Consider the following 24,832-nt stretch of genomic DNA (forward strand, 5'->3'; position numbering starts at 1 on the left):
GAAGGGGACGTCATGACGGACAAGTTCGTCGCCGCGATCGATCAGGGAACCACCTCGAGCCGCTGCATCATCTTCAACCAGGACGGCGCGATCGTGGCCGTCGACCAGCGCGAGCACGGCCAGATCTTCCCCAAGCCGGGGTGGGTGGAGCACGACGCCACCGAGATCTGGTCCAAGGTCCAGGCCGTGGTCGCCGGTGCGCTCGCCAAGGCCGGGCTGCGCGCCGACCAGCTCAGCGCGCTCGGCATCACCAACCAGCGCGAGACCACCGTGCTGTGGGACCGCGCCACCGGCAAACCCGTGCACAACGCGATCGTCTGGCAGGACACCCGCACGGCCGCCCTGTGCAACCAGCTCGGCGGCTCGGACGGGCAGGACCGCTTCCGCGAGCAGACCGGTCTGCCGCTGGCCAGCTACTTCTCCGGGCCCAAGGCGGCCTGGCTGCTGGAGAACGTGCCCGGGCTCAGGGCCCGCGCGGAGAACGGCGAGATCGCCTTCGGCACCATCGACTCCTGGCTCATCTGGAATCTCACCGGCGGCACCGACGGCGGACGCCATGTCACCGATGTGACCAACGCCGGCCGGACCATGCTGATGAACCTGGAGACGCTCCAGTGGGACCCGTCCATCCTCTCGGCGATGAACGTGCCCGAGGCGATGCTGCCGGAGATCCGGTCGTCCGCCGAGGTGTACGGCACCGCCGTGGGCCAGCTGAGCGGCGTGCCGGTGGCGTCCGCGCTGGGCGACCAGCAGGCGGCGGTGTTCGGGCAGGCCTGCTACGACGTGGGCACGGCGAAGAACACCTACGGCACGGGCAGCTTCCTGCTGCTCAACACCGGCAGCCGGCCGGTGCCGTCCAAGAGCGGCCTGCTGACCACGATGGGCTACAAGATCGGCGACGAGGCCCCCGTCTACTGCCTGGAGGGCGCGATCGCCATCACGGGCGCGCTGGTGCAGTGGTTCCGCGACCAGCTCGGCATCATCCGCACCGCGGACGAGATCGAACCGCTGGCGGCCAGCGTCGAGGACAACGGCGGGGCATACATCGTGCCCGCCTTCTCCGGGCTGTTCGCCCCCTACTGGCGTTCCGACGCGCGCGGGGTGATCACCGGGCTCACCCGGTATGTGACCAAGGCGCATCTGGCGCGTGCGGTGCTGGAGGCGACCAGCTGGCAGACGCGTGAGGTCGTGGACGCCATGTACCAGGACTCCGGGGTGCAGATCACCACCCTGAAGGTCGACGGCGGCATGACGAAGAACAATCTGCTCATGCAGCACCAGGCGGACGTGCTCGGGGTGCCGGTGATCCGGCCGAAGGTGTCGGAGACGACCTGCCTGGGCGCCGCCTACGCCGCCGGGCTGGCCACGGGTGTGTGGAACGACCTGGACGAGCTGAAGTCGCACTGGCAGAAGGACGCCGAGTGGACGCCGGCCATGGAGGCGTCGGTGCGGGACCGGGAGTTCCACAACTGGCGCAAGGCGGTGGAGCGCAGCTTCGGCTGGGTCGAGGACGACGACGACTGACCCGGGCCCGGAAGCACGGCCGCGGAAGCACGTCACAGCGGACCGCTGCTCGCACTCCGGTCGGCGGCAGTGCGGGCCGCCCGCGGGCACGGAGGCCCGCGGCGCGGTGCCGTTCAGGTGGCGGTGCCTAGGTGGCGGTGCCGTTCAGGTGGCGGTGCCGTTCAGGTGGTGAGCGCCTCGCGGCGCTGTGCCGCCTGCCGCATGGCGTGCTCGACGACGCCGATGAGGACCTCCTTGACCGACTCGCGGTCCCGGGCGTCGCACAGCAGCAGGGGCACATGGTCGTCGAGGTCGATGGCCTGCCGGACGTCCTCCACTGGGTACCGCGGGGCTCCGTCGAAGCAGTTGACGCCGACCAGGAAGGGTATGGCCCGCCGTTCGAAGTAGTCGACGGCGGCGAAGCAGTCCTGAAGGCGCCGGGTGTCGGCGAGCACGACGGCGCCCAGGGCGCCCTCGGACAGCTCGTCCCACATGAACCAGAAGCGCTCCTGGCCGGGCGTGCCGAAGAGATACAGCACCAGGTCCTCGCGCAGGGTGATGCGTCCGAAGTCCATGGCGACGGTGGTGGTGTGCTTGGCCTCCACACCGCTGAGGTCGTCGACCGGGCGCCCCGCCTCGGTGAGCAGTTCCTCGGTGCGCAGCGGCCTGATCTCGCTGACCGCTCCGACCAGCGTGGTCTTGCCCACGCCGAAGCCGCCGGCCACCAGGATCTTGAGCGTGACGGGCTCGACCGGGGGCTTGCCACGCTCAGAACGCCCGAAGATCATCGATCTCTTCTCCTGCGTGATGGGGGTCGGGCGGCGGGCCGTATCCCCCGCCGCCGGGGGTTTCGATGACGAGTACGTCGCCGGGGCGGACGTCGGCCGAGTCGCTTCCGGCGAGTTCGGTGACGGTGCCGTCCGCCCGGTGGATCCGGTTGGCGCCGAGCGCGCCGGGTTCGCCGCCGGCCATGCCGTAGGGCGGGACCCTGCGGTGCTGGGACAGGGTGGAGACGGTCATGGGCTCCAGGAACCGGATGCGGCGCACCGCCCCGTCGCCGCCGCGCCAGCGTCCGGCGCCGCCGCTGCCCCGGCGCTCCGAGAACTCCTCGAGCCGGACGGGCAGCCGCCACTCCAGGACCTCGGGGTCGGTGAGCCGGGAGTTGGTCATGTGGGTCTGCACGACGGGGGCGCCGTGGAAGCCGTCGCCCGCGCCGGAGCCGGAGGCGACGGTCTCGTAGTACTGGTGGCGGGCGTTGCCGAAGGTGACGTTGTTCATGGTGCCGGAGCCCTCGGCCTGGACGCCGAGCGCCGCGTAGAGGGCGCCGGTGACGGCCTGGGAGGTCTCCACGTTGCCCGCGACGACCGCGGCCGGCGGGCGGGGCGCCAGCATGGAGCCGGGCGCCACGATGATCCGCAGGGGGCGCAGGCAGCCGTCGTTGAGCGGGATGTCGTCGGCGACCAGGGTGCGGAAGACGTACAGCACGGCCGCGTTGACGACGGAGAACGGTGCGTTGAAGTTGGTGGCCAGCTGCGGGGAGGTGCCGGTGAAGTCGATGGTGGCGCTGCGGTTCTCCCGGTCCACGCGGACCCGGACGCGGATGACGGCGCCGGAGTCGGTCTCGTAGGCGTACTCGCCGTCGTCGAGGGCGTCGATGACGCGCCGGACGGCCTCCTCGGCGTTGTCCTGGACGTGCTTCATATAGGCCTGGACGACGTCGAGGCCGAAGTGCTCGATCATGCGGCCGACCTCGTCGACGCCCTTCTGGTTGGCGGCGATCTGGGCACGCAGGTCGGCGAGGTTGGTCGCGGGATTGCGTGAGGGGTAGGGCGCCTCGGTGAGGAGGCGGAAGGTCTCCTCCTCGCGGAAGCGGCCGCTCTCGGCGAGCAGCCAGTTGTCGAAGAGGATGCCCTCCTCCTCGATGGTGCGGCTGTTCGCGGGCATGGAGCCGGGGGCGATGCCGCCGATCTCGGCGTGGTGGCCGCGGGAGGCGACGTAGAAGAGGACCTTCCGGTCACTCTCCGTGCCGCCGTCGGGGGCGGCGCCGAAGACCGGGGTGATCACGGTGACGTCGGGCAGGTGGGTGCCGCCGTGGTACGGGTCGTTCACCGCGTAGGTGTCGCCGGGGCGCATGGACGAGCCGCGGCGGCGGATGACCTCCTTGACGCTGGTGCCCATCGAGCCCAGGTGGACGGGGATGTGCGGGGCGTTGGCCACCAGGTTTCCGTCGGGGTCGAAGAGCGCGCAGGAGAAGTCCAGGCGCTCCTTGATGTTGACGGACTGCGCGGTGGACTCCAGCCGGGCGCCCATCTGTTCGGCGATGGACATGAAGAGGTTGTTGAAGATCTCGAGGAGGACCGGATCGACGTCCGTGTCGAGTTCGGAACTCTGCGTGACCGCCACGCGTTCCATGACCAGATGCCCGTCCCGGGTCGTCGCGGCCCGCCAGCCGTCGTCGACGACGGTCGTGGATCCGTCCTCGGCGATGATCGCGGGCCCGGTGACGGTCTGGCCGGGAGGGAGGTCCTCGCGGCGGTGGAGGGGTACGTCGCGCCAGGCTCCGCCGGTGTGCAGGCGGACGGTGACGGGTTCGGCGGGACGGCCCGTGCAGGTGGACAGGGCGGAGAGATCGGGTGGATCGGTGATGCCGGTGGCTTCGACGGAGAGGGCCTCGACGACGATCGGGCGGTCGAGGGTGAAGGAGTATGTGGCGCGATGACGTTCCTCGAAGGCCCGCCGCATCGTGTCCGGGTCGGTGAGTTCGACGGTGAGGGTGGTGTCGGTGCCGTCGTAGCGGAGCTGGGCGCGGCGGGTGACCTCGATGCGGTCGGCGGGGACGTCCTCGGCGAGGAGTTCGTCACGGGCGGCGGCCTCGAGGGCGTCGGCGGTCTTGTGCACGCCGGGCATGGCGTCGGCTTCCAGGGGAGCCTCGACGGACTGCTCCCGCATGGCGGTGGTGTCGGCGAGGCCGATGCCGAGGGCGGAGAGCACGCCGGCCATGGGCGGCACCAGGACGGTGCGGATGCCGAGGGAGTCGGCGACCATGCAGGCGTGCTGCCCTCCGGCGCCGCCGAAGGTGGTGAGCGCGTAGCGGGTGATGTCGTGGCCCTTCTGGACCGAGATCCGCTTCACCGCGGCCGCGATGTTGGCGACGGCGATCTGCAGATAGCCCTCGGCGACCTGCTCGGGGGTGCGGTCGTCGCCGGTCTGCTCGCGGATCTCGCGGGCGAGGGCGGTGAAGCGTTCGCGGACCAGGTCGGTGTCCAGGGGCTGGTCGCCGTCGGGTCCGAACACCTTCGGGAAGTGGCCGGCCTGGATGCGGCCGAGCATGACGTTGGCGTCGGTGAGGGCGAGCGGGCCGCCGTTGCGGTAGCAGGCGGGGCCGGGGTCCGCGCCGGCCGAGTCGGGCCCGACCCGGTAGCGGGACCCGTCGAAGTGGAGGACGGAGCCGCCGCCGGCGGCGACGGTGTGGATGTCCAGCATCGGGGCGCGCAGCCTGACGCCGGCGATCTGGGTGTTGAAGACGCGTTCGTACTCGCCGGCGAAGTGGGACACGTCGGTGGAGGTGCCGCCCATGTCGAAGCCGATGACGCGGTCGAAGCCGGCCAGCTGCGACAGGCGGGCCATGCCGACGATCCCGCCGGCCGGGCCGGAGAGGATGGCGTCCTTCCCGCGGAACTGCCCGGCCTCCGCGAGTCCGCCGTTGGACTGCATGAACATCAGCCGCACGCCCCGGAGCTCGTCGGCGACGCGCCGGACATAGCGGCGCAGCACCGGCGAGAGGTAGGCGTCGACGACCGCGGTGTCGCCGCGCGGGACGAGTTTCATCAGCGGGCTGACCTCGCTGGACAGCGAGATCTGCGGGAAGCCGATGCGGGCGGCGAGTTCGCCGATGGCCTGCTCGTGGGCGGGGTGGAGGTGGCTGTGCAGGCAGACCACGGCGATGGCGCGGATGCCGTCGTCGTACGCCTGCCGCAGCGGCCCGGCGAGGGCGTCCAGGTCCGGCGCGCGCAGCACGGTGCCGTCGGGGGCGATGCGTTCGTCGACCTCGACGACCCGCTCGTAGAGCTGCTCGGGCAGCTCGATGCGGCGGGCGAAGATGGCCGGGCGGTTCTGGTAGCCGATGCGCAGCGCGTCGCGGAAGCCACGGGTGATGACCAGCAGGGTGCGTTCGCCCTTGCGCTCCAGCAGCGCGTTGGTGGCGACGGTGGTGCCCATGCGGACGACATCGACAATGCTGTCGATGCGGTCGATGCTGTCGATGTGATCGATGCTGCCGGTTTCGTCGCTCCCGTCGGTCCCGTCCGGGCCGCCGGAGTCGCCGAGCAGGGCGCGGACGCCGGCGACGGCGGCGTCGGCGTACCGGCTCGGGTTGTCCGACAGCAGTTTGTGGGTGAGCAGCCGTCCGTCGGGGCGCCGCGCGACGATGTCGGTGAAGGTGCCGCCCCGGTCGACCCAGAACTGCCAGCCTGCCATGCCACTACCCCGCTTCCGCGCCGGTCACAGTGCCCGGAGGCCGTTGATCACGTCGCGCAGAATACTCTCGTCCGGCAGCTCGGCCGGGGGTACCGGCCGGTTCACATGGACGAATTCGGTGTCCACCAGATCTCCGACGAGGACGCGCACCACGCCGACCGGCAGATCGAGCTCGGCGGAGAGTTCGGCGACCGTCTGCGGGGTGCGGCGGCACAGCTCGACGATCTCCACGTGCTCGGGGGCGAGCGTCGGGTCCGTCTCCGGGTCGTCCGCGTCCGGTTCGGTGACGACCACCGCGATCAGATCGAGGCGGTGCTGGGCCGCACTGGTGGTGCGGCCGCGCGTCATGGCGTACGGACGGACGACCGGTCCGGCCTCGTCGTCGAACCAGTGGCTTCTTCCCTGACCGTCAGCGCTCATGTCATCTCACTACCCGCCGGAGGGCGGATCGGTGCGCGGAGCGGCACCCAGATGTGCGCCGACCCGCTTCACGAGCAGCGTCATCTCGTAGGCGACCTGGCCGACGTCCGAGTCGGCGTCCGCGAGGACGGCGAGGCAGCTGCCGTCGCCGGCGGCGGTGACGAACAGGAACGCCTCGTCGAGCTCGACGACGGTCTGGCGTACGTTGCCGGCCTCGAAGTGGCGGCCCACGCCCTTGGCGAGGCTGTGGAAGCCGGAGGCGACGGCCGCCAGATGCTCGCTGTCCTCCCGGGTCAGGTCCTTGGAGACTCCCGTGGGCAGACCGTCGCTGGAGAGCACGATGGCCTTGCGGATGCTGGCGACGCGGTCCACCAGGTCGTCGAGGAGCCAGTTCAGCTCCCGCTTGTCGGTCGCGGTGTGGCCGGTGGCCTTCGGTGCGGTCATCGACCGTCCCCCTTAGTCGTTCGTCGTTGTGCCGTGCCGCTGCCGGAGTCCTCGGCGGCGGCGTTCTCTGCGCGGCCGCGCTGCCAGCCGCGCTGCAGCGAGGCCATGCGGCTGCGCACTTCCTCCGCATCCCGTTCGACGGGCTGCGCGGTCTCGTCGTTGCGTGGGGCGCTGTGTTTGAGCTGTGGGGCGAGGCTGGCCTGCCGTACGCGCCGGGGCAGTGCCGCGAGCCGTTCGGTTCCGGCCTCCGGGGCGTCCGGTCGCCCGGTGTCCGCGCCGGGCCGGTGGCGGCCGGGGTCCGTCGCGGCGTCGCCCGTCCCCGGGGCGGCCGGTGCGGTGGTGGCGTCCGGTGCCGTGGTGGGGGCGTTGCGTGTCGTCGGGACGGTGTCCGGGTCGTCCGGCTCGTCCGTGCGGCGGCGGTTGCGCCGGGGCAGGCCGGGAAGAGGTGCGGGCCCGTCGGAGTCGCGTCGGGACGCGGTGGGTGCGGGCGGTTCGACCGCCCGCGGTCCCGCTCCGGTGGCTCCCCGGCGGCGCGAAGGCAGCGGCGGCGGTACGTCTCCGTCCGCCTCTCCCTCGCCGGACGCGGGGCGGTCGGTGCCGGACGGGGCCGGGGAGACGGGCTCCGGGCCGCCCGGACGTCCGGTGCCCCAGCCCTGGCCGCGCCGGTCGCTCCGGCGCCGGGCGGCGAGCGGCGGCGCGGGTTCCAGATCGGTGTGTGCGGAGGATCCGGTGGTCTCCTCCTCGTCGCGCCCGCGCCGGGTCCGCTCGTCGGGGACCGGCCGCCCGTGGGAGCTGACCAGCTTCGGTGTGCCGCGCCGGGGCAGCGGCACCAGGGCGGGCACCTCGTCGTCGGCGGTGTCCCCCGCGTCGCGCGGGCCGGACCCTGGGGGCTGCGGCTCGCGGCGGCGGCCGGGAAGCTCGTCCTCGGGGCGCGACCGGTGCGTGCGGAACAGGCCCCCGCCGGCGCTGTCGTCGTCGCCGAGCACGCCGTCGAGGTCGTCGAGCGCGTCCAGGTCGACGGGGGCCTCCAGCTCCACCGGGCCGTTCAGGAGGGAGGCGGGCAGCCCCGGCAGCTGGACGGGCACCTGGGAGAGCGCGGCGCGGCGGCTCTCCTCCGGCTTCCCGTCCTTGGTGAGCCGGGGCCGGTCGAGACGGAAGCCGACGCCGTTGGTGTCCGGGACGTCGTCCGTCAGCAGCGCGTCCGGGATGAAGACGACCGCGGTGGTCCCGCCGTAGGGGGACGGCTGCAGGGACACCCGGACGTTCTGCCGCTGGGCGAGCCGGCTGACCACGAACAGGCCGAGCCGGTCGGTGTCGGACAGTTCGAACTCCGGGGTCTCCGCGAGCCGCAGGTTGGCGTCCAGGAGTGCCTCGGCCGTCATGCCGAGGCCGCGGTCGTGGATCTCCAGGGTGAAGCCGTTGGCGACGCGCTCGCCGAGGACCTGGACGGCGGTGTGCGGCGGGGAGAACACGGTGGCGTTCTCCAGGAGTTCCGCCACCAGGTGGGTGAGGTCGGCGACCGCGGGCCCGGTGACGGCGACCCGTGGCAGCCGCCGCACCTCGATGCGCTCGTAGTCCTCGACCTCGGCGACGGCGGCGCGGACGACGTCCATGAGCTGGACGTGCTTGCGCCACTGGCGGGAGGGTGCGGCGCCGGAGAGGATCACCAGGCCCTCGGCGTGGCGGCGCATCCGGGTGGTCAGATGGTCCAGACGGAACAGGTCGGCGAGTTCCTGGGTGTCCTCGGTCCTGCGCTCCATGGCGTCGAGCAGGGTGAGCTGCTTGTGCAGCAGCACCTGGCTGCGGCGAGCGAGGTTGACGAAGACCTCGGAGACCCCGGCGCGCAGTTCGGCCTGCTTGACGGCGGCCTCCACCGCGGCGCGCTGCAGGGTGTTGAGGGCCTGGCCGACCTCGCCCAGCTCGTTCTTGTCGTACTCAAGGCGCGGGACCTCGGTCTCCACGTCGACCTGTTCGCCGGCGGACAGGCGGCGCATCACGCTGGGCAGCCGCACCCCGGACGCCTCGTGGGCCTCCATGCGCAGCTGGCGCAGGTCGCGGATGAGGCCTCGGCCGATGCGCACGGAGAGGAACAGGGACAGCAGCAGGGCGATCAGACCGAGCACACCGGCGACGACGGCCTGGGTGATGACGCCCATGGCGACCGGGCGGACGCGGTCCTGATAGCGGTCGGAGGCCTGGTCGTTGAGCGTGCCGAGCTCGGAGAGGACCTTGCCGGCGGCGGTGTCCCAGCTCTGGGCGGTGACCCCGCGCGGCACGCCGGCGCCGGAGGAGACCACGGCCTCCTCGCCCACGCGCAGCGGAGCGGAGGCGGCGTTCTTCCAGAAGGCCTCGTAGCGTTCGCGTTCCGAGGCGGGCAGTTCGGGCAGGGCGACGTCGTACAGCATGGTCCGCTGCGCCATGAGATCGGAGACGTCGCGGACCTCGGCCGCGGACAGCCTGCCGACGATCAGCGCGGAGCCGAGCAGGGCGTCCTCACGGGAGAGGAGTTCGCGGGCTCGGGCGAGATTGACCAGCGCCCGGTACTGCTTGTCCAGGGCCACCTCGTCGACCACATGCAGATGGGCGAGCAGGGCGTAGCAGGGGTCGACCAGCTTGTTGTAGAGGTCGAGGGCCTGCGAGCGGTTGACGGTGCCGTCCTCGACACTGCGCCGCAGGGAATCGATGCCGCCGAACGAGTCGAGAACCGCGGCCAGTTCGGCGGTGTCCCCGGCGAGCGCCTCGCGCACGTCCGGATCCGAGGCGTTGGCCCGGACCTTGCCGACGGCCTTGTCGGTGGCGACCCGGCTGCGGCGCAGCGCGGCGAGCCCGTCGGAGGCGCGGGGGTCGGCGAGGTAGACCAGCGTCTGGCGGCGCTCCTGCTGCAGGACGCGGACGGTGTCCTCGACGGGGTAGCCGACCTTCTCCATCACCGAGGACACGTCGAACAGGTGGCTCGCCTCGCGGCCGGTGAGCACTGTGGTGAAGGCCCAGATGGTCGTCAGCGACACCAAAGGCACGAGCAGCAACGCCACGATCTTCCGGCGGATGGACTTCCCGCGAAAGCGCATGGCCTCCCCCAGCTCGGCCCCCGGCCGGCCGGGGGTACACGTGTGCGTCAACAAACGGCGCGAGCCTACTACCGAGCCACAGTTAACTCGAAGAGCCGTCCGGAGCACGAACTGGCGCGGGGGAGGCGAGACATACGGAGTTGTCCGGGCATTGCGGGAGATTGTCTCCCGGCGTCTTGCGCGGCAGGTCACGCGGTGGCTTGGCGGTGCGGTGACGGTTGGCCGAAAAATTCCGCGGCTGGGAATCTTCACGTCGCACCGTTCGTCCTTCTCTGTGAGACATGGCGGCGGAATCGGTCACAGGAGCCGAATCACGCACCGGGACGGCGTAAAACAGCGCAAGCCGGGCAGCCAGAGGGGAGTCGGGTCTTCCGGACCCGGGTGAAGGTCTGCCGGCGGTGGGGAGTGACACGGTGATGGGCACGGCTGAGCGGCGCACGGCGCCCGAGGACGCCGCGGCGACGCAGGTGACGACGCGATCGCGCACCGAGGAGCCGAGCCGGGGCGCTGCCCCAGCGGAGCGGGTGAAGGTTGCTGGTGACGACGCCCGGCGGGACGAGGGGATGCCGGGCGGCGAGACCGGACAGCCGGACGGGAACGTGCTCACGGGCGCCCGCGAGCAGGCCTACTACTACCGGCCACTGTGGGTCGAGGAGCCCGCGCGCCGGCGCCGGCTGCCCGACCCGGTGCGGACGGCGGCGGTGCGGGCGGTCCTCATCATCGCGGTGACACTGATTCAGGCCATGGTGGCGTTCCTGTGCACCTTGGCCGGGTCGTGGCTGGCGTTCCCGATGGTGCTCAGCAGTATGGTGAGCACGATCGTGGCGACCTGGGCGGTCCTGGACGTCTGGGTGACGCGCCAGGTGTGGAACCAGCGCCACGGCGTGGTGTCCGAGCCGAGCAGCACGGCGCGTGCGCTGCGGCGCGAGCGGCGCCGGGCGCGTCGTCAGGAGCGCGCCGCCGAGCGGGCGCGGGGCCGAATACGCCGGGGCGGCGGAGCGGGCCAGCTCTCCCACTCGTAACGGCTGCGGCCCGGCTTCCGCTCTTCTGCCGGCTTCCCGCCACCCCGGTACTGTTGCTTGCTGTCGCTTCGGATGGCGCACACTGATGCGTGATGTGCAACAGAACCGGCGGGGCGAGGTCGCGTCACGCGGTTCCCGGAGACGAGGCCAGGACCGGGCCGGCAGGTGGTGAGGGGCGAGCCATGCAGGCCAAGGGCGCGGCGAACGCCGTGCAGTCCGTGGACCGTGCGGTCAGCGTGCTGGAGATCCTGGCCCGGCGCGGCGAGGCCGGCGTCACCGAGATCGCGGACGAGCTGGGCGTGCACAAGTCCACGGCCTTCCGGCTGCTGGGTGCCCTGGAGAACCGCGGCCTGGTGGCCCAGGCCAAGGACCGCGGCAAGTACTACCTGGGTGCGGGGGTGCTGCGCCTCGCCGGAGCGGCGGCCCTGCGGCTGGACATCTCCCAGGAGGGCGTACCGGTCTGCCGGGAGCTGGCCGACGAGCTGGGTGAGACGGTGAACCTCGCGGTGCTGGACGGCGACGCGGCCGTCAACATCATGCAGGCCCGTGGCACGGCGGCGGTCACCGCGCAGAACTGGCTGGGCCGCCGGACTCCCCTGCACGCCACGGCCAGCGGCAAGGTGCTGCTGGCTCACCTGCCGCCCGAACTGCGGGAGGAGCAGCTCGCCCGCCCGCTCGAGCGGTTCACGGAGCGCACGATCACCCGGGCGGAGGTGCTGCGGGGTGAGCTGGAGCAGGCCCTGCGGCGCGGCTACGGGTCGACGCTGGAGGAGCTGGAGCTGGGGCTTGCGGCCGTGGCGGCGCCGGTCCGCTCGCACGACGGGGAGGTCATCGCCGCGATCAGTGTCTCGGGGCCGGTGTACCGGCTGAGCGAGGCACGCCTGCCCGAGCTGGGTGGGCGGACGGTGGAGGCGGCGGCCGAGCTGTCCCGCCGTATGGGGTACGGCTTCTGACCGGCCTGACGACCAGCCAGAAGCCCTACGGTGACCATCCCTGCGGCCGTGCCGGGCGCCTGAGTGGCTATCCCTGCGGTCCTGCCGGCGCCGGGCGCCGGAACATCCGGGTGGCCGTGATCTCGCTGTGCACGGCCTCCCCCGCCTGCGGCTGCTGGGGCAGCCCAGGCCGCAGATGCTCCTCCACGCTGATGTACTTCAGCCCGGCCCTCAGGTCGGCATCGTTGCGCAGCCGGATGACCAGCGGGAACTCCGCGAGCGCGGTGGTGTCGAAGAGCCCCGTCGTGTACAGCAGCTGCACACCGAGCGCGTCCGCGACGGCCCGCTGAAGCTCCAGCAGATAGGTCGCGTTGGCCCGTCCGATGGGGTTGTCGAGGAACAGCGTCCCGGCGTGCCGGTGCCGGTCGCGCCCGCGGTCGTTGGAGCGCAGCGCGGCCATGGTGCAGTACAGGGCGATCGCCGCGGTGAGGAGCTGACCGCCGGAGAACACGTCGCCCATCTGGCCGACGGGGACGCGTTCGGCGCGCAGGACCGCGTCGGGCTTGAGGATCTCGACGGCGACGCCCTTCGGCTGGAGGGCGGCCGCCACTCCGCGCAGCAGCAGGGACATGCCGTCGCGCCGCAGGTCGGAGTTCTTCTTCACGGCGGCGCGGGTCGCCTCGTCGATGACCTCGCCGAGGCGTTCGGTGAGGGTGGCCTGGTCGGGCTCCTCGAAGCGGATGCGCAGGAACTCCTGCCCCGACCACTCGCCCAGTCCCTCGGGCAGGCGGGACAGGCGCTGGGCGGAGCGCAGCGTCGCCAGGGCGGACTCGACGAGGCCCCGGAGCCGGTCCACGATCGAGTCGCGGTTGCGTTCCAGCTGCTCCAGCTCGTCGGTGAGGACCCGCAGCCGGGGCGCGAAGGCCTCCGCCCAGCGCCGGGCGTGCTCGGGCAGCGCGGAGGCGGGCAGCTCGCGGATCTGCTGCCGGGCGGGGGTGCGGACCTGTTCGAAGCGGGTGGAGTTGGCGTGCCGGACCAGCACGTCGCAAGCCTCCCGGACCGCGGACTCGGCGGCCGACAGGTCGGCGGCGCAGCCGCGCAGCGAACGGCGGGCCTCGGCGGCGGCCTGCCGGGCGTCCTCCAGGCTGCCCGGGTACGGCTCGGGCTCGTCCTGCTCCTCCTCGGCGGCGTTGTCGCGCAGCAGGTCGCGGAGCAGGGCGGCGATCTCGTCGAAGGCGCCGGCCGCGTCCTCGGCGGCCCGGTGGGCCTCGAGGAGTTCGGCGTGCGTCTCGCGGGCCTGCTGCAGGGCCTCGGTACGGGAGGCGAGTTCGGCGGTGGCGGTGCGCAGCAGGGCCTGGGCGTGCTCGGCGTCGCGCGGAACCAGCTCGTCCGGCAGCTCGGTGTGCGCCTCCCCCTCCTCGGGGGCGAGCCGCTCGGCCTCGCCGCGCAGCCGTCCGAGCTGCTCGCTGGCGCTGGAGGCGCGGGACTCCAGGAGCTGCACCAGTTCCTCGGCGCGGGCGGCGGCGGCCTGCCGGCTGGGGCCGTCGGCGCCGTCGGGCGATTCGAGGAGCTGCTCGGCGCGGGTGCGGACCTTGTTGCTGAGCCGGTCCAGCTCCGCGCGGGCCGCGCTCTCGTCGCTCTCCGCGCGGGCCTGCTCGGCGCGCAGGTCGGCGCCGACGCCGACCTTCTCGTAGACCTGGGAGGCCGCCCGGTAGGCCTCGCGCAGCGCGGGCAGTGACGCCTGGGGGGCCTGCGCGTTGTCGGCGTCGTCCTCGGGCACGTCGTCGGGGGCGCCCGCGATCTCGGAGCGCTCGGCGCGCAGGGCCCGGGCGGTGCGGCGGGCGTCGTCGGCGGCCCGCTGGGCGGCGCGGCGGTCCTCGTCGGCGGCGCGGGCGCGCTCCAGGCACTCCTGGGCGCGGGCCTCGGCCTCGGCGGCCTCGTCGGCAAGTTCCCGCACCCGGGCCTGCCAGCCGGCGCGTTCGCGCAGCCGGAAGGCGAGCCCGGCGAGGGCGTCGGCGGCGCGCCGGGCCTTCTGTGCGGCCTCCTGCCGTTCGTCGCGGACGCGGCCCGCCTCGGCGGCGGCCTCGTCGGTCTCCGCGCGGAGCGTGCGCGCCTCGGCCAGCTCGGCCTCGGCCTCCTCGGCGAAGACGCGGGCGTCGTGCGCGGCGCGGGCCAGTTCGGTGAGCCGGCCGGCGGGGCAGGCGGTGCGCCAGGAGGCGAGCCGTGCGGCCAGTTCGCGGTCCTTGCCGAGCCGTGCGGCCAGCGCGCGGATCTCCTCGTCGCGTTCGGCGGCGCGGGCGCGCAGTGCCTGGCGTTCCTCGTCGGCGGCGTGCTCGTCGTGCATGGCCGGGTTCGGCGGGACGAGAAAGACGTCGCCGCTGCCGGCGTCCGCCGCGGGGGCGGGTGCGAGCAGTGCGGCGGCCGTGCCCACGGCGACGGCGGAGCGGGGCAGCAGCGCGGCGTCGCTGAGTGCCTCGCGGGCGCGGGCGTGCGAGTCCGGGTCGGTGATGATGACGCCGTCGACCAGCTCGGGCCGGGCGGCCAGCACGCGGGCGTGGTCGGCGGGGTCGACGGCCTGGGCGAGGTAGCGCCAGCCGGGCAGTGCGGGGATGCCGTGCTCGCCGAGGAACTCGACCGTGGCGAGCACGTCCGGTCCGGGCGGCAGCAGGCCTCCGTCGCCGAGGGCGCCGAGGATCCGGGCGTCGTCGGCGGCGGCGGTGCGCAGGTCGAACAGCTGCCGTTCGGCGGAGGAGACGGCGTCGTCGAGGAGTTCGCGCAGCTCGTCGGCGAACCGGTCGAGGTCCTCGGCGCTGAGCGGCCCGTTGCCCGGATCGGCCGCGGCGGAGTGGGCCGGTGCCGCGCCGTCGGTTCCGGGTGCCGCCGCGTGCCGGTTCTCGGCGCGGTCGGCCGTCTCGTGCGAGTCGGTGCGCTGTGCCGGTACTCCGGGGCGGGGCGCGCCGGGCAGGTTGAGCAGCTCCGCCAGGCGTTCCTCCTCGGCCAGCGCCTGGGCGGTGCGGTACTCGGCCTCGTAGGCGCGCCGGGCGGCGGTGGCGGCGTCGGCGTCGTGGCCGGCCGTCAGCTCCGCCCGGGTCTCGGCGGCGGCCGCCTCGCGGGCCTGCTCGGCGGTCCGGCGGGCCGTCTCGCGAGCGGCGTCCCAGGCGGCGACGGTGGTCTTCTCGGCGTCGATGGCGGCGAGTGCGGCGCGGGCCGGGTCGGCGTCCGGGGCGCTGTCGTCCAGCCAGCCCGCGCGGACGGCCTCGGCGGTCTCCTGCTCCACCTCGGCGAGCCGCTGCCGCAGGTGCCCGATCTCGCTGCGGGCCCGCTGGGCCTCGGTGGCGGCGGCGGTGGAGTCGCGGTAGGCGGCGTCGCTGACCTCCTGGAGGGCGGCGGAGCGCTCCTCCTGCTCGTTGGCGAGGTTCTCCGCGTTCTGCGCGGCGGCGTGCAGTGCGCGCACCAGGTCGGTCGCGGCCCTGGCCCGGGCGGCCAGCGCGGGCGCCGCGTCCCGTTCGGCCTCCTGGATGGCGGCGCTGACCCTGGCCACGCGGTCGGCGGCGGCGCGGTGGCGCAGCACGGCCTCGGCGGCCTGCCAGGCCGCGTACAGCGTCCGCGCGTCGGCGAGTTCCCGCTTCTGCGCGGCGGCGGCCTTCTCGGCGGCGGCCAGGGCCAGGGAGGCGTGCCGGTAGGCGAGTTCGGCGGCGATCAGGGCGCTGCGTTCCCGGCCGGCCTCGGCGTGTGTCACCGCGTAGGCGGCGGCGGTGACGCGCTGGGCGAGGTCGGCGGCGCGCAGGCGTTCCTGGGCGCCGCGTGCGGAGAGCCGGCGGGCGAGGGTGCGGGTGCGGCGCTCGGCGCCGGCGTGGATCTCCCGGGCGCGCTGCCGCGCGTCGGCGGCCTCGACGATCCGGCCGAGCAGGTCGACGGATCCGGCGGTGAAGTCCCGTTCGGCGATCAGCTCGGCGCGCCGGCCCAGCTTGTGGCCGAAGCCGCTGACCAGGTCGGCCAGTCCGTCGGTGTCGCGGGTGTCGGTGACCGCGCGCAGCAGCAGGTCGGTGAAGTCGGAGTCCTTCTTGACCGCGAAGAGTCCGGCCGCCTCGCCCTCGTCGGCGTTCATCTCCCGCTGGTAGCGGAAGAGTTCGGGGTCGAGGCCGAGGTCGCCGAGGTGCTCGGTCCAGCGTTCGTGGATCTCCTCCCAGTGCACCTCCAGATGCGGGTAGGTGCGGCCCGCCTCGACGAGGGCGTCCCGGAAGCCCTTCATGGTGCGCCGCCTGCCGCGGGCGCCGGACTGGCCCTCGGCGGGCGGCCGTACCGCGGTCGACTCGGCGACCGGCAGGTTGTCCAGGCTGAGTCCGGGGCCGGGCCGGAAGGAGTACCAGGCCTCGGCGAACTTGCGCGGGTCGTTGGAGACCTGCCGCCCCCGCCATTCGCTGACCTTGCCGACGACGACGCACTCGCCGGTCTGCACATGCTGCCACTCCAGGGCGACATGGCCGCAGTCGTCGGCGAGCAGGAACTTGCGCAGCACTCCGGAGCTGGCGCCGCCGAGGGTGTTGCGGTGGCCCGGCAGCATCACCGAGAAGATCAGCTTGAGCAGGACGGACTTGCCGCCGCCGTTCTCCAGGAAGAGCACACCGGCGGGCGCGGGCCGGCGCGGCGGGCCGACGGGCTCCTCCTCGAAGAACTCCGCCTGCGTCGGCGCGGGGTCGGGCACGGGGTCGCCCACACCCCGCAGGTCAAGCACGGTGTCGGCGTAGCGCGCACCGGCGGGTCCGATGGAGTAGAGACGGACCCGGGACAGCTCGTACATGGCGGCTCTCGTAAGGCTGGGTGAGACGGGGAGTGTTCGGCGGTGGTGGGACGGATCAGGACGAGTGGAACGGCAGGCCGGCGTCGGCGACCAAGTCCAGATCGTCCCCGTCCTCGGGCGGGAGCAGGGTCGGTGTGCCGTCGGTGACCGGTACGACGCCCAGCTCCAGCAGTTCGGCCATGGCGGCGCTGCCGGCCATGTCCCGTACCTGGAGCTGGTAGCGGGCGGTGGTGCGGTAGGTGCCGCCGTTGTCGTCGCCGGTGCGCTGCAGGAAGCCGGAGTCGGTGAGGAAGCCGACGGCCTTGGCGACGATGCCGGTGGTGGAGCCGGCCAGCCGGCGGGCGTCCTTGGTGGCGCCGGTGGCGCTGCGTCTGGCCCAGACCCGCCAGGCGGCCTCGAGCCCGGGTGCGTCGCTGACCGGGTCGGTGTTCTCGCCCTGCTCGGCCGCGCGTTCCTCGAGCCGGCGGCAGGCCTGGCGGACGAAGGCGTCGACGCCGTTGACGGTGACCCGGCCGATGTAGCCGTCGTCGGCGAGGTCCTCGGGGCGCGGGAAAGCCATGGCGGCGACGGCGAGATGCGCCAGTCCGTGCAGGAACCGGTCGCCGCCGTCGGCGGAGGTCCGCCGCGCGTAGTCGCTCATCCGAACGGCGAACACCGAGTCCTCGGCGGCGGTGACGGCCATTCCGGCACGCGGCGACACCTCCAGCACGATCAGTCCGAGCCCGGTGGCCACGGCGTCCGCGATCCGGGCGAAGGAGGGGTCCTCCCGGTAGCGGCGCAGCAGGTCCGCGTACTCCTGGTCGCGGGCGGGCTGCAGCTTGGGCTGGAGCCCGAAGGCGACGAGCCGCGCGGCGTCGGCGGCGTCGGCGGGCGTGACGGAACCGCTCCCCGACGGTGCGGGAGCGTCTTCCTCGCTCCAGTCGGCCTGCTCGTTCACGACGGCAACTCCTCGAACTCTGCTACGGGCGGCAGGGCCGCTTCCTCGGCGGGCACGGTGGGTCCGGCGCCGGCGCTCCGGCGGCGGCCCGTGGCGGGCGCCTTCACGCGGCCTCCGGTCCGGTCGCGTCCAGCAGGGCGGTCCCCACGATGAGGTCCGCGCCGCCGAACTCCGGGTCGTCCAGCTCCGTGCCGTCGTCGACGGCGAACAGCAGCCTGCGCTCGCCCTGCCGGACGGCCGTGCCCACCGGGGGGCTGGCCGCGTGCACGGCCAGCAGTGCCACCAGGTAGGGCAGTTCGGGATCCTGGCGTCGGGCCTGCGCCAGCAGTCCCGACAGCCGCCGCGGGGCGTCCGCCGGAAGGTCCAGCAGTTCGGTCGCCGCGGCCAGCTGCTCCTCGCTGAAGCGGCTGTCGTCGGGCGTGGCGATCAGGTCGGGCTCGGGCATCTCGGCGCCGAGGTGCTCCCGCTCCACGGGCGGGGTGAGCAGTATGTCGACGAGATCGGCGACCCGGACCGACACGGGTGTGCGCAGGCCGGTGCCGTGCGCGAAGAAGGCGTCGGTGACCCGGACGGCCTGCTCCACCGGCAGCGGCAGCGAGGGCGCGAGGAGCTGGCCGTACAGGTCGGTGCCGGAGGCCGCGGCGGGCGTGGCGAAGGCCTGCCGGTCCTGCTCGGCGCGGAACAGCGGGCCCGCCTCCAGCAGCCGGGACTGCAGCTGTGTGTGGCGCCGGATGCAGTCCTTGACGATGTCCACCAGCTCGGCGGCGCGGCGCTTGTGCTCGGGGTCCTCGGTCTCGTCGCGGGCCTTGCGGATGTTGGTGAGGATCGCGTTCTCGTGGCGGTACCGGTCGGCCACGTGGTCCAGCGCCTCGGCGATCATGTCGGGCACGGCGTTGAGCCAGTCGACGGCCCGTACGTTGCGCCGGGTCGCCTCCAGGGCGCGGCGCAGCGTCTCGGAGTACTGCACGGTGCGGTAGCGGGCCTGTTCGGCGGCGAGCTGGGCGTCGGCGAGCCGGCCGCGGCTGATCAGCACCTCCAGCTTGACCTCGGCGGCGATCTGGGCGCTGGTGACATCGGTGTCCAGCGCGCCGACGAGGACGTTGACGGCTTCGTCGGTGGTGCGCAGGTAGACCGCGCCGCCGGGGCCGGGCACCTCCTCGATCAGTTTGAAGTCGTAGTCCCGCCGGACATAGGTGCCGTCGGGTCCGAAAACGCCGTAGACGGCGCGGAAGCCGCGGTCGACGCTGCCGACGTTGATGAGGTTCTCCAGGACCCAGCGGGCCACCCGCTCGTGCTCGGCGGCGGGGCGCTGCGGGGCCTGGGCTGCGATGCGCGGGATCAGCCGGGCGACGATCTGGTCGTGGTCGGCGCCCGTGTCGAAGTCCATGTTCAGGGTGACCAGGTCGATGGCCGCGAGGGCGATCTCCGCCATGCCGTACACCGAGTACTCGCCGGCCAGATTGGCCTTGCGGGCGTCCAGGTCGTGCAGCGGCGCGGTGCAGGCGAGCGCGCGCAGCCGCCGCGCCAGTCCCTCGTCGGCGGCCGGGCCCGGTGCCGGGCGCGGCCCCGCGCTGAGCTGGGGCGGAACGCTGTCCGTCGTTGCAGGCGAAGTCACGGTGCACAGACTAGGTCCTCGGTCTGACAACATCCCAAACGACCCAGATGCACCCGGCTCACGGACCGGCCCCGCCGTCCGCCGCTCCGGACCCGCCGTCCGCGCGCGGGTTCCATCCGCCTCTCCGGACCGCCGTCCGCGCGGGTTCCGTTCGCCCCTCCGGACCGCCGTCCGGGCGCGGGTGACATCCGCCCCTTCGGTCCCGCCGTCCGCGCCGCGCGTTCCGGCGTCCGGCTCAAGGATGCGGGTCCGCCTCCCGGTTCAGGCGTCCGGGTCCTGCTCCTCCACCCGCCGCCGGTACACCTCCACGACGCGTTCCAGCGAATCGTCGAGGTAACCCGCCAGCAGTTCCTCGGCCTTGGCCAGTTCCCCCGCCTGCAGGGCCTCGAGAATCGCGACATTTCGCGTGATGTACGGCTCGTGCAGCCGCTGCGGCTCGTCCACCAGATGGAAGGCCAGCCGCAGTTCGGCGAAGACGCTGCGCATCAGCTCGTCGGTGCGCTCGCTGCCGGCCAGCGCGACCAGCTCCCGGTGGAAGTGGATATTGGCCGTACCCACCGCTTTCCAGTCACCTTCGCGCGCCGCCCGGCGGCCCTCCTCCACCGCCCCCGCGAGCGCGTCGAGCCCGTGGGGCGGCTCGCCCAGGCCGCGGACGACGGCGCACTCGACGAGCCGGCGCGTGCGGTAGATGTCCTCGACGTCCTCGACGGTCAGCACCCGCACGAAGACCCCGCGGTTCAGCTCGTGGACGAGCAGCCGCTCGTGCGTGAGCAGCCGGAACGCCTCGCGGAGTGTGTTGCGCGACACACCGAGCGCCCCGCCGATGCTGTCCTCCGACAGCCGGGTGCCGGGCGGGAAGAACCCCTCGGCGATCCGGCTTCTGAGGATGTCCGAGACGCGTTCGGCGGTGCTGGTGCGGCCCAGCAGGGCGCGGTCGTCGGCCAGGGGGCTCAGCTGCTCTGCCATGCCCGGAATTCAACCGCACACCGAAGAACAAGACAACGTGGGTATTGAAGGATCGTTGAACGATCCTCTACGGTGCTCGACACGGCACGGCTCACCTCCCCCCACGCCTCCCCGCACGCATCCTCCGTCTCCCCTGCGAGGTGCCCATGAGCACGACCCCTTCCCCCCGTCCCCTCACCGGCTCCCCAGGCCCCGTCCCCGCCGAACACACCGACGACAGCGGGGCGTTCGGCTGGCTCCGGGCGCTCGGGCCGCGCGGCCGGCGTGCCTTCGGCGGCGCGTTCGGCGGTTATGCCCTGGACTCCTACGACTACTTCACGCTGCCGCTGACGATGGTCGCGCTGTCGGCCTACTTCGGCCTGAACAGCGGTCAGACGGGCCTGCTCACCACCGTCACCCTGGTCGTCTCCGCGATCGGCGGCGCCCTCGCGGGCGTGCTGGCGGACCGGATCGGCCGGGTGAAGGCACTGCTGCTGACGGTCACCACCTACGCGGTGTTCACCGTGGCCTGCGGCTTCGCGCCCAACTACGAGACGCTGCTGGTGTTCCGGGCCCTGCAGGGTCTGGGCTTCGGCGGCGAATGGGCGGTCGGCGCGATCCTGGTCGCCGAGTACGCCACCGCCAAGCACCGCGGCCGCACCCTCGGCGCCATCCAGAGCTCCTGGGCCGTCGGCTGGGCGCTCGCCGTGGTCGTCTACACGATGGTCTTCTCCTTCGTCGAGGAGGACCTCGCCTGGCGGGTGATGTTCTGGACCGGCGCGCTGCCGGCGGTGCTGGTGGTGTGGGTCCGGCGCAGCGTGCACGACGCGCCCGCGGCGGCGGCCGCGCGCGAACAGAGCCGGGACAAGGGCTCGTTCCGGGTCATCTTCCGGCCGGACCGTCCCGGCTCCCCCGGCCTGCTGCGCACCACCCTCCTCGCGGTGCTGCTCTCCACGGGTGTGCAGGGCGGCTACTACACCCTCGCCACCTGGGTGCCGACCTACCTCAAGACCGAGCGCGGCCTGTCGGTCGTCGGCACCGGCGGCTACCTCACGTTCCTCATCTCGGGCGCCTTCACCGGCTATCTGACCGGCGGCTACCTCACCGACCGGCTGGGCCGCCGCCGCAACATCTGGCTGTTCGCGCTGCTCTCGGCCATCTGCATCCTGGCCTACGCCAACCTGCCGAGCGGCGCCGGATCCCTGGTCCTGGTCCTCGGATTCCCGCTCGGCTTCTGCATGTCGGCCATCTTCAGCGGCTTCGGCTCCTACTTGAGCGAGCTGTACCCGACCGCGGTGCGCGGCACGGGCCAGGGCTTCACCTACAACACCGGACGCGCGGTGGGCGCCGTCTTCCCCACCACCGTCGGCTTCCTGGCGGACAGCTGGGGCGTGGGCGGGGCGCTGGTGTTCGGTGCCGTCGCCTACGGGCTGGCGGCGCTGGCGCTGCTCGGACTGCCGGAGACCCGCGGGAAGGAGCTGGCGTGAACCGCACCGAGGAGCCTCCGGTGACCCTCGTCGACGAGGAGGCGCACGCCTGGCGCCCGGCCACCGCCCGCGCCCGCTTCCGTCAGGGGCTCACCGGCCCCACCGCCGGTGTCGCGGCCGGGCACACCCAGGCCAATCTCATCTCGGTGCCGGCGGACTGGGCGTACGACATGCTGCTGTTCTGCCAGCGCAACCCCAGGCCCTGCCCGGTGCTGGACGTCACCGACGCCGGGTCGGTCACCACGGTGCTCGCCGACGGCGCGGATCTGCGCACCGACCTGCCGCGCTACCGGGTGTGGGAGCACGGCGAGCTGGTGGACGAGCCGACCGATGTGCGAGCGCACTGGCGCGACGACCTGGTGTCGTTCCTGATCGGGTGCAGCTTCACCTTCGAGTGGGCGCTGGCCGCGGCCGGCGTCCCGCTGCGGCACCTGGAGCAGAACCGCAACGTGCCGATGTACGTGACGAGCTGGCAGTGCCGTCCGGCGGGGCGGCTGCGCGGGCCGATGGTGGTGTCCATGCGGCCGGTGCCGCCCCGGCATCTGTCGGCGGCGATCCGGGAGACCGGGGTGATGCCGGCGGTGCACGGCGGTCCGGTGCACTGCGGCGACCCCTCGGCGCTCGGCGTGGCCGACCTGGGCCGGCCCGACTTCGGCGACCCGGTGGAGCTCGAGCCCGACGACATCCCCGTGTTCTGGGCCTGCGGGGTGACCCCGCAGGCGGCGGTGATGGCCTCGGGTGTGCCGTTCGCCATCACCCACGCCCCGGGACGCATGTTCCTCACCGACGCCCGCGACGATCAGTACCGCGTGGCCTGAACCAGGAGACCCGAAGGATCCATGACCTCGATCGATCTCAACGCCGACCTCGGCGAAGGCTTCGGCCGCTGGCGGCTCACCGACGACGAACGGCTGCTGTCCGTCGTGACGAGTGCCAATGTGGCCTGCGGCTTCCACGCGGGTGACGCGGTCACCATGCGCCGGGTGTGCGAGCTGGCGGCGGAGCGCGGGGTCCGGATCGGCGCCCAGGTCTCCTACCGCGACCTCGCCGGTTTCGGACGGCGCTCGATGGACGTGCCGCCCGCCGAGCTGGCGGCCGAGGTGGCCTACCAGATCGGGGCGCTGGAGGTGTTCGCCCGCGCCGCCGGCTCCAAGGTGGCCTACGTCAAGCCGCACGGGGCGCTGTACAACCGGGTGGTCCACGACGTGGAGCAGGCCGAGGCCGTGGTGGGCGGGGTGTTCCTGGCCGGCCCGGAGCTGCCGGTGCTCGGCCTGCCCGGCTCGCGGCTGCTGGAGGTCGCGGGCAAGGCGGGACTTCCGGTGGTCGCGGAGGCGTTCGCGGACCGCGCCTACACCGACGAGGGCACGCTGGTGCCGCGCCACGAGGAGGGCGCCGTGATCACCGACCCGGAGGCGGTGGTGACCCGCTCGGTGGAACTGGCCTGCTCCGGCTCGGTCCAGGCGCTGTCGGGGCGGCGGGTCGAGGTGCGGGCGCGGTCGCTGTGCCTGCACGGCGACACGCCCGGCGCGGTCGGCCTGGCACGCCGGCTGCGGGAGCGGCTGGAGGCGTCGGGGGTGCGGGTGGAGGCCTTCGCATGAAGGTCCTGCCCGTCGGCGACGACGCCCTGCTGGTGGAGGTCTCCTCGGGCGAGGAGGCGCAGGCGCTCCACGCGGAACTGCTGCGCCGCCGCGCGGAGGGGGCGCTGCGGGTCGGCGAGATCGTCCCGGCCGCGCGTACGGTCCTGCTCGACGGCCTGCCCGACCCCCGGCGCACCGCCGCCGAGCTGACGGCCGCCGACATCCCGCCCGTCCCTCCGCGCGCACCGGAGACGGTCGAGATCCCGGTGCGCTACGACGGACCCGACCTGGCCGACGTGGCCGCGCACTGGGGCGTCCCCGTGGCCGAGGTCGCCCGTATCCACGCGGGCACCGAGTTCCAGGTGGCCTTCTGCGGATTCGCCCCCGGCTTCGGCTATCTGACAGGCCTTCCGCCCCGCTACCACGTGCCCCGCCGGTCGACTCCGCGCACCACCGTCCCGGCCGGTGCGGTGGCGTTGGCGGGCCCGTACACGGGGGTCTACCCGCGCCCCTCCCCCGGCGGCTGGCAGCTCATCGGCACCACGGACGCGCCCCTGTGGGACCCCGCCCGCACACCGGCCGCCCTGCTGTCACCCGGCACCCGCGTGCGCTTCGTGCCCGTCGGGGCGGCGTCGGACCGGAACGAGAAGGCGACGGCGGGCGCCGCTGCCGGGACGGCGGGTGCGGCATGACGGACCGTGCGCTCGTCGTCGTACGGGCCGGGGCGCTGACCACCGTGCAGGATCTGGGCCGTCCCGGGCACGCCCATCTCGGTGTCCCCAGGTCCGGCGCCCTGGACGGGCCCGCGGCGGCCCTGGCCAACCGGCTGGCCGGGAACCCGCCGGAGGCGGCCGTCCTGGAGACGACTCTCAACGGCGTCGCCGTCCGGCCCCGTTCGTCCGTGACCGTGGCGGTCACCGGTGCGCCCTGCCCGGTCACCGTGGACGGCCGCCCGGTCCCCTGGGGCGCTCCGGTGCGCGTACCCGCCGGGGCACTGCTGGACGCCGGCTCGGCCGTCTCCGGGGTGCGCGCCTATGTGGCCGTCTCCGGCGGGATCGCCGTCGACCCGGTGCTGGGCAGCCGCTCCACCGACCTGCTGTCGGGCCTCGGCCCGGCGCCCCTCACGGACGGCGAGCTGCTCCCGCTGGGCACCGGCCCGGCTCGGCCCGCCCCCGTGGACACGGCCCCGCAGCCGGCGCCCCCGGCCGAACTGGTCCTCCGGGTGACGCTCGGCCCCCGCGACGACTGGTTCACCCCCGAGGCGGTGCGCGCCTTCACGTCGCGCACGTACCGCGTCTCGCCGGCTAGCAACCGCATCGGCCTGCGCACCACCGGCCCCGCCCTGCCGAGGGCGCGCACCGGTGAACTGCCCAGCGAGGGCATGGTGCTGGGCGCGGTCCAGGTGCCGCCGGACGGCACCCCGGTGGTCTTCCTGGCCGACCACCCGACCACCGGCGGCTACCCGGTGATCGCGGTCGTCCGCCCCACCGACCTCCCTGCCGCCGCCCAGGCCCGCCCGGGCACACCCGTGCGCTTCGTGGCAGTCCGGCGCCGCTGAGCCGCACGTGATCGGTCCCACGACGTCTGCTGCGCCACGCGGTCGGC

General features: G+C 73.6%; 17 protein-coding genes. 8 read left to right on the forward strand and 9 right to left on the reverse strand.

Going from position 1 to position 24,832, the window contains the following annotated elements; genetic code table 11:
- The first annotated feature begins 12 nt into the window (after positions 1-12).
- Complete coding sequence (gene glpK / locus ABD198_RS13595) at positions 13-1,524, forward strand: glycerol kinase GlpK (protein WP_344000791.1); 1,512 nt, start codon at positions 13-15, stop codon at positions 1,522-1,524.
- Between the two features lie 161 nt (positions 1,525-1,685).
- On the opposite strand, the gene ABD198_RS13600 is transcribed toward glpK, so the two are convergent.
- The 5 genes from ABD198_RS13600 to ABD198_RS13620 are packed head-to-tail and all read right to left on the reverse strand — an operon-like array spanning position 1,686 to position 9,911.
- The gene (locus tag ABD198_RS13600; RefSeq protein WP_344000793.1) at positions 1,686-2,291 is read right to left on the reverse strand and encodes a GTP-binding protein; all 606 of its coding nucleotides are present in this window, start codon (positions 2,289-2,291) and stop codon (positions 1,686-1,688) included.
- Positions 2,272-5,979, reverse strand: a complete 3,708-nt coding sequence (locus tag ABD198_RS13605; RefSeq protein ID WP_344000795.1) for a hydantoinase B/oxoprolinase family protein — start codon at positions 5,977-5,979, stop codon at positions 2,272-2,274. Before ABD198_RS13605 ends, ABD198_RS13600 begins: the two co-directional genes overlap by 20 nt.
- Positions 5,980-6,003: 24 nt before the next feature.
- Positions 6,004-6,399 (reverse strand): DUF742 domain-containing protein, encoded by a 396-nt coding sequence (locus ABD198_RS13610; protein WP_344000797.1) that lies wholly within the window; start codon positions 6,397-6,399, stop codon positions 6,004-6,006.
- 9 nt (positions 6,400-6,408) lie between these two features.
- Positions 6,409-6,843: a roadblock/LC7 domain-containing protein gene (locus ABD198_RS13615; protein WP_344000799.1), complete on the reverse strand. Its 435-nt coding sequence runs from the start codon at positions 6,841-6,843 to the stop codon at positions 6,409-6,411.
- On the reverse strand, positions 6,840-9,911 hold the full coding sequence (locus ABD198_RS13620) for a nitrate- and nitrite sensing domain-containing protein (RefSeq protein ID WP_344000801.1): 3,072 nt from the start codon (positions 9,909-9,911) through the stop codon (positions 6,840-6,842). The genes ABD198_RS13615 and ABD198_RS13620 overlap by 4 nt, the downstream gene beginning before the upstream one ends.
- 416 nt (positions 9,912-10,327) lie before the next feature.
- On the opposite strand from ABD198_RS13620, the gene ABD198_RS13625 reads away from it, so the two are divergent.
- Together ABD198_RS13625 and ABD198_RS13630 are read left to right on the forward strand one after the other, a co-directional pair.
- Positions 10,328-10,933 carry a hypothetical protein gene (locus ABD198_RS13625; RefSeq protein WP_425580474.1) on the forward strand — a complete coding sequence of 202 codons (606 nt, stop codon included), beginning with the start codon at positions 10,328-10,330 and terminating at the stop codon, positions 10,931-10,933.
- Between the two features lie 182 nt (positions 10,934-11,115).
- On the forward strand, positions 11,116-11,886 hold the full coding sequence (locus tag ABD198_RS13630; RefSeq protein ID WP_344000805.1) for an IclR family transcriptional regulator: 771 nt from the start codon (positions 11,116-11,118) through the stop codon (positions 11,884-11,886).
- A 67-nt stretch (positions 11,887-11,953) separates the two neighbouring features.
- On the opposite strand, the gene ABD198_RS13635 is transcribed toward ABD198_RS13630, so the two are convergent.
- The 4 genes from ABD198_RS13635 to ABD198_RS13650 all read right to left on the reverse strand — a co-directional run bounded on the left by ABD198_RS13635 (position 11,954) and on the right by ABD198_RS13650 (position 20,184).
- Positions 11,954-16,666, reverse strand: a complete 4,713-nt coding sequence (locus ABD198_RS13635; RefSeq protein ID WP_344000806.1) for a hypothetical protein — start codon at positions 16,664-16,666, stop codon at positions 11,954-11,956.
- Positions 16,667-16,721: 55 nt separating this feature from the next.
- Positions 16,722-17,603, reverse strand: a complete 882-nt coding sequence (locus ABD198_RS13640; RefSeq protein ID WP_344000808.1) for a hypothetical protein — start codon at positions 17,601-17,603, stop codon at positions 16,722-16,724.
- A gap of 103 nt (positions 17,604-17,706) precedes the next feature.
- A complete protein-coding gene (locus ABD198_RS13645; RefSeq protein WP_344000810.1) occupies positions 17,707-19,218 on the reverse strand; it encodes a hypothetical protein in 1,512 nt (503 codons plus the stop codon).
- 261 nt (positions 19,219-19,479) lie between these two features.
- Complete coding sequence (locus ABD198_RS13650; protein ID WP_344000812.1) at positions 19,480-20,184, reverse strand: GntR family transcriptional regulator; 705 nt, start codon at positions 20,182-20,184, stop codon at positions 19,480-19,482.
- A gap of 146 nt (positions 20,185-20,330) precedes the next feature.
- Here ABD198_RS13650 and ABD198_RS13655 point away from each other — a divergent pair, with 146 nt between their 5' ends.
- From ABD198_RS13655 to ABD198_RS13675, 5 genes are read left to right on the forward strand one after another with little or no spacing between them, the layout of a single operon-like run.
- A complete protein-coding gene (locus ABD198_RS13655) occupies positions 20,331-21,650 on the forward strand; it encodes an MFS transporter (protein ID WP_344000815.1) in 1,320 nt (439 codons plus the stop codon).
- Complete coding sequence (locus ABD198_RS13660) at positions 21,647-22,468, forward strand: putative hydro-lyase (RefSeq protein ID WP_344000817.1); 822 nt, start codon at positions 21,647-21,649, stop codon at positions 22,466-22,468. Before ABD198_RS13655 ends, ABD198_RS13660 begins: the two co-directional genes overlap by 4 nt.
- Before the next feature lie 21 nt (positions 22,469-22,489).
- Entirely contained in the window at positions 22,490-23,248 is a 759-nt protein-coding gene (locus tag ABD198_RS13665) for a LamB/YcsF family protein (RefSeq protein ID WP_344000819.1), read from the forward strand.
- On the forward strand, positions 23,245-23,919 hold the full coding sequence (locus ABD198_RS13670) for a 5-oxoprolinase subunit B family protein (RefSeq protein ID WP_344000821.1): 675 nt from the start codon (positions 23,245-23,247) through the stop codon (positions 23,917-23,919). Before ABD198_RS13665 ends, ABD198_RS13670 begins: the two co-directional genes overlap by 4 nt.
- A complete protein-coding gene (locus ABD198_RS13675; RefSeq protein WP_344000823.1) occupies positions 23,916-24,785 on the forward strand; it encodes a 5-oxoprolinase subunit C family protein in 870 nt (289 codons plus the stop codon). Before ABD198_RS13670 ends, ABD198_RS13675 begins: the two co-directional genes overlap by 4 nt.
- Positions 24,786-24,832 lie beyond the last annotated feature (47 nt).

The organism is Streptomyces thermocarboxydovorans (genome assembly GCF_039524635.1).
Lineage (GTDB): Bacteria > Actinomycetota > Actinomycetes > Streptomycetales > Streptomycetaceae > Streptomyces > Streptomyces thermocarboxydovorans.